At 55.4% G+C, this 13145-nt stretch carries 8 protein-coding genes; all 8 read right to left on the bottom strand.

Annotated elements, in window-relative coordinates; translation table 11 throughout:
• Positions 1-120 precede the first annotated feature (120 nt).
• Complete coding sequence (locus ACFQ88_RS21540; protein ID WP_379456549.1) at positions 121-1371, bottom strand: VWA domain-containing protein; 1251 nt, start codon at positions 1369-1371, stop codon at positions 121-123.
• A gap of 3 nt (positions 1372-1374) precedes the next feature.
• Positions 1375-3756 (bottom strand): DUF5682 family protein, encoded by a 2382-nt coding sequence (locus ACFQ88_RS21535; protein WP_379456547.1) that lies wholly within the window; start codon positions 3754-3756, stop codon positions 1375-1377.
• Complete coding sequence (locus tag ACFQ88_RS21530) at positions 3714-4805, bottom strand: AAA family ATPase (RefSeq protein ID WP_379456545.1); 1092 nt, start codon at positions 4803-4805, stop codon at positions 3714-3716. Before ACFQ88_RS21530 ends, ACFQ88_RS21535 begins: the two co-directional genes overlap by 43 nt.
• Positions 4781-6613, bottom strand: a complete 1833-nt coding sequence (locus ACFQ88_RS21525; protein ID WP_379456543.1) for a HEAT repeat domain-containing protein — start codon at positions 6611-6613, stop codon at positions 4781-4783. Before ACFQ88_RS21525 ends, ACFQ88_RS21530 begins: the two co-directional genes overlap by 25 nt.
• A gap of 18 nt (positions 6614-6631) precedes the next feature.
• Complete coding sequence (locus ACFQ88_RS21520) at positions 6632-8074, bottom strand: SWIM zinc finger family protein (protein WP_379456541.1); 1443 nt, start codon at positions 8072-8074, stop codon at positions 6632-6634.
• A 558-nt stretch (positions 8075-8632) separates the two neighbouring features.
• Complete coding sequence (locus tag ACFQ88_RS21515; RefSeq protein WP_379456539.1) at positions 8633-10594, bottom strand: dihydroorotate dehydrogenase; 1962 nt, start codon at positions 10592-10594, stop codon at positions 8633-8635.
• A 402-nt stretch (positions 10595-10996) separates the two neighbouring features.
• Positions 10997-11773 carry a hypothetical protein gene (locus ACFQ88_RS21510; protein ID WP_379456537.1) on the bottom strand — a complete coding sequence of 259 codons (777 nt, stop codon included), beginning with the start codon at positions 11771-11773 and terminating at the stop codon, positions 10997-10999.
• Positions 11774-11970: 197 nt separating this feature from the next.
• Complete coding sequence (locus ACFQ88_RS21505; RefSeq protein WP_379456535.1) at positions 11971-12918, bottom strand: TRM11 family SAM-dependent methyltransferase; 948 nt, start codon at positions 12916-12918, stop codon at positions 11971-11973.
• Positions 12919-13145: the final 227 nt, after the last annotated feature.

Here is a 13145-nt window from a genome sequence, read left to right as displayed (position 1 = left end):
CATCTTCATCAGCCTCCTTTTCACATTCAAGATATGGTTATGATATACGTGCCAGGTAATCTTTGTCAATGAATAAATAAAAAATATTTATTGATTATATTAATTTTTTCTATTGAAATCCTACAGATGACCTTTAGCTGTGCCTACTTTCTCCGATAATGTTGCAAGGTCCATTCCCTTCAACGCGCCCTCAATTAACTCGGGAAGCCGGTCGGGCGAGCAGCCGAAGCAAGGGATTCCCATTTGGGCGAGCTTCTTCGCGTTGGCCTCATCGTAGGACGGGACGCCGCGGTCCGACAGCGCCAGCAAGCACATCGCCTTTACGCCGGAGGCTTTCATTTCGTCCATCCGCCGGAGGAAAGCCGATACATTGCCGCCTTCGTACAGGTCGGAAATAAGGATGAACAGCGTCTTCTGCGGCTCTGTAATGAACGGTTCGCAATAGGCGACCGATTTGTTAATATCCGTGCCGCCTCCAAGCTGAATGCCGAACAGCATATCGACCGGGTCCTGTGCGCACTGCTCGCTTAAATCGACCACTTCCGTATCGAACACGACCACTCTCGTCTCCAGCGCGGGAAGACTGGCCAGCACCGAGCCGATAACCGAAGCGTAAATAACGGAATCCGCCATGGAGCCGCTTTGATCGATATCGAGGATGACCGTCCATTCCTTGCTGCGCCGGGCCCGGTCAAAAAAGTAAAACCGTTCGGGAATAAGGCGCCTGTTCTCTGTATCGTAATGCTTGAGATTTTTGGCAATCGTCCGTTTCCAGTCCATGCCGGATAACGACGGCAGCGGGGAATGCTGTCTACGGTTCAAAGCCCCGGTCACCGCCTTGCGGATATCGTTTTCCATTCGCTTCATGATCTCGTCTACGACCGCCTTAACCAGCTGCCTTGCGGTTTCCTTCGTTTTCTCGGGAATTTTGCCTCGCAGCGCCATCAGAGTCGCCACCATGTGAATATCCGGCTTCACCTGCTCCAGCATCTCCGGCTCGAACAGCAGCTGTTTCAAGCCTTTGCGCTCAATGGCGTCGGCCTGAATAACCGATACGACATCCGGAGGAAAAAAGGTGCGGATATCTCCCAGCCATTTGGCAAGCTTGGGGGATGAAGCGCCAAGTCCGGCTTTTCGCGCCGCCTTAGAAGCTCCGGGATCGGCCGATGCAGAAGCAGCTCCGTTACCGGTTTCGTCGTATATGGCAGCCAGCGCCTCGTCCATGATTCTCGCTTCCTCGTCGAGCAAGGCGCCCGCTCCTTCCGGAGAAAAGCCGTTCAGCTTTTCTTCCGCCGCCTCCCCCAAGATGAGCCTCCATCGTTTCAACTTTTGACGGCGTTCGTTTAGTTCCTGCTGCTCTGCTGTCGTCATCGCCTACAAGTCTCCAAAATCAAAGTCGTTAAGTTCATCCAATTTCCCTCTTTCTTCTTCGCTTAACGGCTGCTGCAGCAGCTCCCCGGCCTCCTGGCCTCCGATTCCCCACGTGTCTCCCAGCGTCTCGGCGACAAGCGCCTTTTCACCGGCCTGGAACGAACCGAACGCTCTGCGCAAAAAGACCAGCGAACGGTGGAAATCGGCATCCTCCAGCGAGCGGATATACAGGTCGAGCTGCTCCCACAAAGCGGCCCGCGACAGCAGCGCGTACCGGTTGCGCATGGACATTCCCTCGAACCAGCCTGCTCCGAGCTCCGCCGGAATGCCGGGGGACAGTCTGCGCGACACTTCCCGGGCTATCTGATCATTTGCAACCTGATTGCGTTCCATTAACAAGGCGAAGGCAAAGCCGGACAGCTTCGCATTGCGGTCGTCGCGCGAGGCCAGCGCTTGAAGCTGGCGCAGCCACAGCTCGTCGTCGACCTGCTCGAAGTGATCCTGGGCAATGGAGTTGAGCTTGCTCATTGCGGCCACAAGCTCGCCTGCAGCTTCATCGCTGCAGGCAGCAGCGTCGACGAGCAGCAGCGCTGCGCGAAGAAACAGCTGCTGCAGAAGAGGCAGCAGCGCGGACGTGTCCGCTTTGCGCAAATCGCCGTAGCGCATAAGCACGGACAGCTCGCCTGCCGCATCAGCCAGATGCGCGGTGCTGCCGGCTTCTACCGACAGCCGCTGCAGCTCTTGGCGTGCCTGCTCCATCGCCTCGGGCAGCCCGCATTCGCAGGCCAGCCTTATGATCCGCGATGCCTCGCGGATGTCCGCGCAATGCTCCAGCAGCTCCTTGATCGCGAAGGCTGCCGCAAGCTCGATCGTTTCGCCCTTCATTACGGTTTCCACCGCTTGAATTTCCGCTTCCGGGCTCCACTGCAGCACCCAATGCTCCGCCCAGGTTGCCGCATCCTGCCAGATCCTCTTTTTGCGGGCAAAGCCGATTTCGAGCAGCTCAAGCCGGTGCAGGAAGGTGGAGCGGTGCAAATCCAGAAATGCCGCTTCCGCCGACTTCACCCTGCGGTTTTCCCGCAAATCCAGCTCCAGATCGGCCGCCACCGCCGTCTTGTATTTGTCCAGCTTCAACCGTTTGAGCTGGCGGTTCAAATCGTCTTGTATCGGCGTCTGGCTGACGCCTTCAGGAAGCGATCCGATAGCGGTGCCTATATCGGTTCTGGCCAGCGCCTCCGCTACGGCGGACAGCTCGCCGAAGCCGAGGCAAACGATCGCCGCATCGCGCAAATCTTTATTCGTCGGCAGGCTCCCTCCATGCAGCGAGGCAAGCGACTCGGCAAGCCTAACTCCTTCAATGACCGATGCGGTCGAACGGAACGTTCCTTCCTTGCGCATGTGAGCCGCAACGGCAGATAAGTAAAGCGACGGCAGCTTCGTCAAGTCTCCTTGATGAAGACATTGCCACAGCAGCTCGAAATAAGCGGGTGCGGCATTCCCGGCCCCGTAGCCGGAGTGCGAGGACAGCTTATAATACGAGTAAGGCATCAGAGTCAGCTTGGTGGAACGTCTCGGCAGCCCCCTCAGCTCTTGATCCGACATGGCGGGAAGCGACAGATCCAGGGCGGAAACGTGATGCGCCCCGGTCACGACAACGATACGCTCCGGCGGGCAGCCCGATGCGATCGCTTGGGCGATGCTCCGCCTCATGTAAGCTTCGCGAATCGCGTTATATGCGGCCTCCTGCGGATCGAACGCCCACTCCTCCTGCTCCAGCATCGTCCGCTGCTGAAGCGAATACTCCTTAATCGCCTCTCGATACGCCCCCGGATACGTATTGTGTTCGAAATGCCTCTCCCAATACGCTTCGTAATCGGGCTCGCCGGAGAGCTCCGCGAGCTTATCGTAAATCAGGCGCTGCTTCCCGTAATAGGCCCGCCGCCCGTCCGCTCGTGCTGCCTTGTCCTCGAGAGGCTGCTCGCCGTCCTTGCTTTCGGCAGTCCGCAATCCGTGCAGCATAACGGCCGCGTCCGAAGGCAGATCGATAAAGGCTGCGCGCGCGCCATGCTCGGCCGCCCACACGAACGCCTGATATTCCGGCGAATACGATGCTAGAGGAAACACCAGCGTCTGGACGGGCAGCTCCTCGGTATAAGCCAAGAGAGCTACGGGAGGCACCACGCCCCGCGAAGTCAGCTGACCGATCCATTCCGTAGCGTCGGACGGCCCTTCTACCAATACGATGTCAGGCCGTATCTCGTCCAAATAGCTTCTCAGCTCGAACGCACCCGCCGGCGACAAATGGCGGATGCCAAAGATGTGAACCTGACCGCTTCCGCCGCTCAATCGTTCATCTCTCTGCATGCGTTGTATAGGCTTCGCCATTCCGATCCCCGCTTCTTCATGACATTATCCAAATACTGCTTCCATACGATCCGGTCCTTCTCTTCATCCTTTACGATCGCACCCTGCAAACCTGCTGCAATATCCTCGTCCCGCACCTGTCCGGTTCCGAAGCTGGCGGCCAGAGCCATGCTGTTCGTCAGAAGTGAAATCGCCTCGGCCGTCGAAATGACACCGCTCGGCGGCTTCACCTTTTCCTTGCTGTCGAGCGTCATGCCGTTTCTCAGCTCGCGAAAGATCGCGACCACCTTGCGGACGGCTTCTTCTTCCGGCGCCGACGCTTTCAACTCGTAGCTTGCCGCGATTTCCTGCACCCGCTTGCGGACAATCTCCACCTCGGTCTCCAAATCCGAAGGAGAAGGCAGCACCAATATATTAAAGCGCCGCTTCAAAGCCGCTGACATGTCGTTAACCCCTCTGTCCCTGGTGTTAGCCGTGGCGATAATCGAGAAGCCCTTGGCAGCCGACAGCTCTTTTCCGAGCTCCGGAATTGAGATGGTTTTCTCCGACAAAATGGAGATAAGCGCATCCTGCACCTCTGAAGCGCACCGGGATATTTCCTCAAATCGGGCGATGCCTCCGCACTCCATAGCCCGGTAAATCGGGCTTTTGATCAAAGCGTCGTCGTTCGGGCCATGAGCCAGCAGCATCGCATAATTCCAGGAGTAGCGAATCTGCTCTTCGCTGGTACCGGCCGTGCCCTGGATGGTCTTCCCCGAATCGCCGTGAATGGCGGCGGTCAAATTTTCCGACAGCCACGATTTCGCCGTGCCAGGCTCCCCGATTAACAGCAGCGCACGATCCGTCAGCAATGTCGCTATCGCGATCTCTACGATCCGGCGATTGCCGATATATTTCGGCGTAATGTCAACCTTGCCCGCTTTTCCACCGGTAATGAAGGTTAGAACCGCCCGCGGAGAAAGCATCCATCCCGAAGGCCTCGAGTCTTTATCTTTTTGCTGCAATGCTTCCAGTTCCTCCCGGTATAGGCGCTCTGCCGGAAGCCTCAATACATTCTGCTTTTGATCCATTCGATCCATCCCGCTCCTTTGTTGTCCTCTATCGTGCCGTTATTCCCTTTGCTCTTCAGCAAGTCTGCAATGTCCTGCACTTGCCGCTTCACGCTGTCATAAGCCATTCGTTCGGCCAATTGCTCCACCCGTTCCGAGTAGAAGCCCGGAAGCACAGCCAGAAGATATTGCTGCTCCCGATCCAAATAATACATATGTTTTAAAGCCGCTTTCTCAAAGGATTGCATAATCAGTTCAGGTGCCTGCTCGTAACTGAGACGATGCAGCGTCCGCAAAATCGAAACCGTCCGCGGTTTCATCTGCTGTGGCGCCACTTCCCATTTTTTCACCAGATACTTTATGACACTGTCTTCTTCGTGTTGGGCCAACCGGCATACGAGCTCCTCTTCGTTAATCCCAACGAACAGATGGACCCACCGCTCATCCCATACGATTTCCTGTGCCGTCTGACCCTCCGCTCCGTGCTCTTCCTCAGGCACAACAGCCGGATTCCAGTAACCTCTGCGCGGTTCCGTCAATTCCGTCATTGTATGGATCAGCTCGCGGGCCGATGACTGCTGCTTGTTCTGAAATTGGATTGCGAACCGGTCATACACGGCTTCCGGAGGAAGCATACGAACGGCGGCATGAAAGCTGTACGAAATGAATTTCCGGTTCCATTGATCGTACAACGATAACAGAAATTCGTCCGTCTCCGGCTGCTCCATCTCCAAAAGCTGACGGGCCGCATAATGCTGAAGGCTGTCGGTCTCCTTAACGATGAACAAAGGAGTGGACAACAGCTTCATCCAAAATGCGGACACTTCCAAAGCCCGCTTTCCGTCCAGACATTGGGCGGCTGCATCCAGCGATGGCACCGTCTCTTCCGTGGCAGCCCGGTCTACGAAGTCCCGGAACTTCCCGTCCGCAAAATCCAGCACGAGCCCGGTCAACGATTCAGCCTTGCAGCACCGGATCGGATCAATTACATTGTCGCGGTCTTTGCCGGTAAAAGCTTGAAAGAGCCGCTCCACCGCCTTCGCGCTTGCCAGTTCAGCCAACGCATTGTAAGCCGCAATCCGGATTTCCTTCTTTTTGTCGAGCGACTGCTCCAAAAGGATCGGCTCGCATTCGTCATACGCGCCAAGCAATTCAATAGCTGCAGCCCGAACCTCAAGGGAACCTTCGGTTAAACAGCTCAAGTAAAGCTCCCTCTCCTTCATCCCCGCAATCCGGTGAATTTGCTGCAGCCGTCTGACTGCGCCTTTCCCTCCGCCCGGCTGGAACTGGCTCTTCAGAATCGTCAGCACTTGCTCTCCTAGAGAGGGGATCACGGTTTCCATCATATAATCGGCAATTTCCGGATAGGTTTCATCCAGCGCAACTACCGCAGGGATCATCGTTCTAATGTCCTTAAAAACACCCTCTTCGTACGACTGGCGTATGATCTCCAGGCGTCCGGGACCTTTTTGCGTCAACGCATCGATGGCGGCTGTCAGCTTACGGTAGGAAACCCCTGTATAACAATTGGTGTTGGCGGCTTCGAGCGGCTCCGGCGCCCCGCTTGCATCGGTTTGACCCTGCGTATAAAGGATGGAGTGAAGCAGCGTCCCAAGCTCGAGCAGCTTCACGGAAGCCTCATCTCCGCCGGACTCTACGAGCTGCTCAACCGATTGGGCGACTTTGCGGAACACGGGAGCGCTCTCCCCAAGCTTTTGCAGCTGCGGCAGCAGCTTCTTAAGTCTGCTGTCACCTTGGGCCAGCGTGCTGCCGGCAATGAACAAACGCCGCACCTCGCTATGTAATTCGTTCAAAACCTGTATACTCATGAAGCGTCTCTCCTTTACCTAGATCAAACGGACAAGCCCGTTATTATCTGTAACTATTCCGAGCGGCTGCGCATGCAATCGGCCCGTGTCCAGATCGTGCCCGAACATGACCAGTACCGCTTGACCTTCCCTATGCTCATCCTTAAGCAGGGGAAGCAGCTGTGTTCCCGGGTGCCCGATATGCTCTAGGTCGCTGAGCGCGATCGTTTTGCCCGCTTCGTCCGCTATCGCATACGTATCCCCTGCCCGGAACAGGCGTGCAGCATGCAGCAAAACAACCGGATGCTTATCGCTCAAAGGATTTTTGATCTGGTTCTTGACCATTTTCACGGCCTCGGCATAAGATCGATGCGAATGCGAGCGTGCGATGTCCCAATCTCCACGCTGCGGCTCACGGAATGACACCGACTCCCAACGGATCCGCGGGTTCACATCTCCCGGATATACAAAGCACTCCTTCGCTTGCACGACGGCAGCCATAGAATCCTCTTCCTTGATATGCTTCGCCGCCCGGAACGGCCGGTAATGGCGGGACGAATAGATGGCTCCCGTCTGCAGATGAATCCACCAGCCCTCATCTACATACTCTCCGCGCACTTCGTCCGTGTAAGAATGAAAGCCAAGCTGCAGCAGCTCCGCATCAGCCAGCACTAGACCGGCTTCCTTGAGCTCCGCCAGCTGCCATGCATGGCCGAGCAGCTCTTCGATAGCGCTGTCCGTTGCCATCGGCAAATCCGGGTTCTCCTTGCGGGCCGTCAAATACTCGGTGCTTTTTTTGGCAAGCATGTGCAAATACGTCAGCCGGTCCATCGCTTCCGTATAGTCCTGTTCCCGTTGATTTCCCTGTCCGAGAAGCTGCAGAAGTTCACGGAAAGAGGCCTGTGCCCCGGGCAAGTAATAATTTCCCAGCTGCTTCGCCTGCTCCTCCAATGTACGGAGCGCCTTCGCATCGACGCCGGCCAAGCCCGTCTGGACGATATCGCGGACCAGCTTGTTCAGCAGCTGCAGCCCGTCCAGCTGGGCGGCGATTTTTTTGACCAGGGCGGACTTGTTCGTTTTCCGCTTGGCAGCCGGCTCCGTCTGGCCCTCCGCGAGACTCTCCTGCTTCTTGTCTTCCCGCTTTTGCACTTTCTCCCGCTTGTCCGCAATCTCTTCAGGGACATCCTCCGTCTGAAACGGAGCCCCTGCGGCGTACGCATACAACAGGCCCAAAATATGCTTGCACGGAAATTGGCGGCTCGGGCAGGAGCAGCGGAACACCGGGCTTTCCGGCTTTATATAATCCGCAGAACACCGGTAAGGCTCCTTCCCGCTTCCTTTGCACTCGCCGAAGACCAACGTTCGGTCGTCTGACAAGCACAGCTTGGGAAAGCTGTTTTTTTTCACCAGATCACGGCCGTTTTTGATGGCGGCGCTGTTTAAGGCCAACGAATCTACATACGTTTCCGTAATATCTACCATAGGATACCTCACGTCTTATTTGGCAAAATGATGTTCCTTCACTATTTTCCACGTTATGTAATGAATTTCCTTTTTATGATTCAGCGTCCAATTACTCTGAGTCTGCAGCTCATTAAAAAGTCTTTAACGGGAGCTCCCTGTTCTCATGAGAAAACCTATACCGATGCATTTCAAAGATGAGCGACCTCAAAGTTTTGCTTTAGCAAAACCCGCTTCGTAAGTATGGCAGGTTTTATCGCCAAATAGAATTTTGCATCCGATGGCCTCGGAATCTAAAAGTTCTTTTGTGGTAAAAAAAATCCGACCGTCGTTAGACAGCGGATGAGCTTGTTGAGAAACCCTTAGAACTTAAAAGCGGCACGGGTACCCCTGTGGGGTATCTCCCTCCGGCCGCTGTTGTTCTCGGGAAACTTTATAATCTAGTTTTTAGCGGTGATTTCCCGAGAACAAAGGCGGTTGCTTACGCTCCTCCAGGAGATCGCTCACCTATCCCCTTTTAGCATTTTTCGGGAATATCGATTTTATCAACAGCCTGGTCGGCAGGGGCAGGGGCAAGGCTCATTCTTTGTCGACAGAGCCCCCTTGCACCTCCTCTTTAGCCATCATATAGGGATACAGAAGAAGGAGTCCGGCAGCATAGAAGCCGAAAGCGAAATAAGCGGGGAGCAGATGGATGAAGCTTGTGTAGCCGATCGCCCAATGAATGCTGAAGCCTGCCAGGAAGCCGGGAAAGCCTCCGATCAGGAACGTCCACCACAGCCAGCGCTGACCTTTGTTAATTCCCCATAGGGCGGCTGCCAGCAAGGCGACAGCATTGGAAAACAGCGCTCCGCCGAACCCGGCGCGGTCATGCGCTATTAGCGGAATCAACCGGTCGTTGATGTCCGCCAGCATTTGAGGGGTCGCGCACAAATATTGCAAATCCTGCGGAACGAACACGCGGGTCACACCTACAAAGGCTATGACCAGACCCCCGACAGCCAGCGAAAATCCGAGCATGACCATCATGAGCTGCCCCCATTGGGCGCGGCGCCAGTGCCGGTCGTTGGCTGTATTCGGCCGATCCCTCGGTGGCAAATCCTCGTTTCCTCTCATCGACAAAATAAACATCGGGAGAAGGATAGCGGCAGCCAATGCATGCAGCGGATCGAAATACCCGTAGCCCAAATACAGAAAAAAGCTGCTGAAGCCTACGATACACGACATCAGGAGTGCGCTCTTCGCCCAATGCAGCCCGTGGCGAAGGCCGTGATACGCAAACTGAAAATACAGGATGCCGATCGAGATCATCGTGCCCGCCAATGTCACCCTGTCGTGAGACATGAAGCCGAGCAATAACGGATTAGCCTGTGAGAGGGATGCCTTTGCCATTCCGAGAAACTGTGTGTCGTAAGGCAGCACTACGGTAGTCGCAGCGATCAGCCAGGCAATAATCCCTCCGATCATCATGCCGATGCCAAGCAAGCACATCCAGCCCCAATGAGTCCAAAACGATTTGGGAGCAGGTGCAGCCTCATTGCGGATCAGCTCGTATACGATGGCTTCATTGATTCGTTTGGGGAGCCCCGGGCCGGAATATACCAGTCCGCTGTGCAGCTGGACATAGGAAGCGCCGGCTTGCAGCAAATCCAGCGCATCCCGAGGCTCGTGGATACCGCCGCAAGCGATCAGCTTCACTTCGGGTCCGCACATCCCGCGGATCAAGCGCAGCTTGTCGGCGCTCGCTTGCTTGCCGGAGCGCCCTATCGCCGATCCCTCCTCGGTACGGATGGCTTCCCCCGCCACCATGCCGGCCCACGCTTCCATTCGCAGCCGATCCAGCAAACGCTCGAGCTTGGGCAAAGGGTAATCGAGCGGAATATATAAAAATAACGGCTTGGCGCCGCCGCCCTCACCGGATTTCATCTCCTTCGCCGTCTGAACGACGGCTTCCAGGAGCTGAACCGTCTCGTCGAGCCCCCATCGCTCCTCCAGCACGTCAATATAAAATCCCGCTGCATATGGCTCCAACGCCTCCAGCATACGCTTTTGCTCCAGAAGCGCTTCTTCGGAAGTGCTGTCAGGCATGCTTCGAATTCGCAGCATAAGCGGCAGCCTGTGCCCCTGCTTGCGCTTCATCCGCTGAACGGTAGCATCCAGTCCCGGATTGGCGTAAGCATCGGGGTACAGAATTTCTTCGTTCGCTGCATCTCTTACAATCTGCCCTCTGCGTTCGATCTCCTCAACGGTAACCGGGCCGATCTCAATAAAACCGATTCCGAACTGGGCTATGGCCCGGTGGGCGACTCCGTTCGGATCGAGGCTGCCGGACAACCCGACGGGATAACGCAGACGTATGCCTGCCAGCTCGCTTTCCAGCAGCGGCGAAGCCTCCATATGTCCGAGCGTGCGGATAACAAAGCTGCCGCCCGGTATTTTGCTTAAAGAACCCATCGCATTCAGCGTAAAATCTCTGGCTATTTCGGACGGCAGACTGAACAGCAAGGGGCGAAATATCGTTTGGTACGACCAGTCCGGCATGATAACCACTCCAAACCTGATTAATGAACAGCAGCTAATTCGGTCTATTCCACTAATTTACAACGCCTTTCCTTGCAGGGCAACCAAGAAAAGTGAGAAAAACAGGTCTATCGGCGTATTACAGCCTGATTGATCTTGAAAATTTTGCTTTAGCAACTCGATTCGAAAGCATGGCGGATTGTATTACTAATTCGAATCCAGCATCTGACGGCTTCGGATTCTTAATAAATTCGGGCGTAGTAAAAAAATGACCGGCAGGCGAAGGGTTTCGCTGCGCGGTCAGCTTGTTGTTGCTTTTTGGAGATTCAACGATATTTCTGAGCTTAATGAGCGGATTTTTATATTGGAGCGTCTTTTCGAAAGCGAGGATGGAGCGAGGCAAGGAAACGATAGTCGCCTCTGCTATGTTGGGTTGGATTGACGCTGCAGCCGGAGCAGTTCTCCTGAATACAGCAGAAGCAGCGCATACAGAAACAGCATTCCGGCAGCCCCCCAAGAGATGAATACTATCGGAGGCGTCCCCGGATTGGCTATCCCTATCGCCACGAGTGCCCAAACGGTCACCAGCATATAGAATGGGTCGCGGTAACGATAGCCTATCCATAAGCTGACTAAAGAGGCTGCTAAGATGAGAATCACGGTCCACAACGTTTCGGGCAGACCGAATCCGTTCCAATCGTTTGCATATAACACTACCGCGAGGTTTACCAGGGCAGCAACGGAAATCCAGCCAATGTACAGACTGAACGGCACCTGAACAAGCCAGCGGACTGCCGCGTCCGACGACCAACCGGCGTGCCGCGTATTCGAGTAAATCCCTATCAGCGCTATCAGCAGGCCGAGCATGGAAAACATGGAAGAAGCAATAGACAGACTTTGCCACAATAACAGCCAGCTGATGTTAAAAAAGCAGCTTGCCACGAACCACGGTCCTATGGCTCGAACTTCATTCTTCTCTGACTTGGCGGGCAGAAGTTGGACGATGACAAATCCGATCAGCAGAGCATAGATGAGCCCCCAAATCGAGAAAGCATACGGCGCGGGGGTTATTTGGACCGGAAACAGGGCGGATATTTCTCCGGTCGTCAATCCTTTAAGAGGCTTGATTTGAGCGAGCGCATTCACTACCAAAACAGCCGCAAACGACAGTACATTGTACCAACGGAGCAAGCTTGCCATAATGATCTCCCCTTTCCCAACGCATACTTACCCAACCTAAGCGGCAAATCGCTTAATATCAATATGACTTTTTATATTGGGGCTGGTACAAGTATATGAGCAGCGATTGGTAGACATGCTTTGGCAAGCTTATCTCCATGCAAAATAAGCCGCTCCGGAAGAAATGCTCCGGGCGGCTTTGTGGCTCGTTCATGTTGTCAAGCACAAACGAAAATATGTCGAACAAATCTCCCTTTCCTGACTTCGCAGCGATCGGCAATGACAAACCCGGCCTGTTCAATCGCCTCATCTATCATATCGGTTGCGATGATGACCGCTCTACCGGCCAGCCTGCGCGCGCTGGCCAGCATCTCCAACTGCTCTCCGGTCGTTAGGACCGAGCATAAATTATACGGCAAATCGACGATAGCCACGTCGTAGTGCCCCTCGATCCGGCGAATATCTCCCAACGACACGACATTGGGATGGCCGTAATGAGCCAAGTTCACCCTTGCTCCGCGAACGGCGAGCGGATTGATGTCGTTGCCTACGATGTCGATCCCCATCGATAGGGCCTCCAGCACGACCGTTCCGATGCCGCAGCACGGATCGATCGCCCGTGTTCCCGCGGGCTCGGGAACGGCGATATTCGCAACGGCCCGGGCAACGCGGGTGCTCAAAGCCGTAGAGTACTGCTGCGGCTTCTCGTTATGGCGCAGCCACACCGCCTCGTTGCGGCTGCATTCCCCAAACAGCCATCGCCCCTCGATATGGGCGATGCCGAACGTCCGCTGCGGCTGGCGCATCTCCGCTTTGCCGCGAATATGAGAGCCGAGCAAGCGTTCGACGGCTCGCTGCCTGTCATAGTCGACCGTTCCGCCGGTTTCGACGTAGACGACCTTGAAGGTCGCCGACCCTAGCGACAGCGTCTCGACCGACTGCGCCATCTGCTCCAGGCTGTCCGTGTCGTACAGCACGGCCAGCCGCAGCTTCGTGAAAGGGCTGCGGCTCGGATCCACCTCGCGCCGGCTTACGACATAGCCTGCGTCTCCCGGATCGCAGCCGAACAATAGGCGATGCTCCAGTCTGCATAGCGGGAGCTCGTCTTCGTGGCAAGCGTAAGTATATACATAAGCAGGCGCTGCTGCTTCTTCATGCTGATCCATTGCGTATTCCCCTTACGTGAATGTTGCTCTGATTGTCTCATTCTCCAGCCTGCTTGTCCACTTTGGGCCGAAGAATAGGGGCGAGGCGGTGAGATGGGCGGTCAGCGTGGAGACATGCCTTTTCTGCTGTAACGCGGAAAAACCGCGTTACAGCGTGCTCCTGCGCGTTACTTCCACCCTGTAACGTGGTATTTCCTGCTTACAGCCGAGAGTTTCGCTCCTCGGCA

Origin of the sequence: Paenibacillus sp. NPDC056579 (genome assembly GCF_042793215.1) — a bacterium.
Taxonomy (GTDB): domain Bacteria; phylum Bacillota; class Bacilli; order Paenibacillales; family NBRC-103111; genus Paenibacillus_S.
The sequence above is the reverse complement of the archived record's forward strand: the minus strand, read 5'-3'. Positions and strand labels throughout refer to the sequence as shown.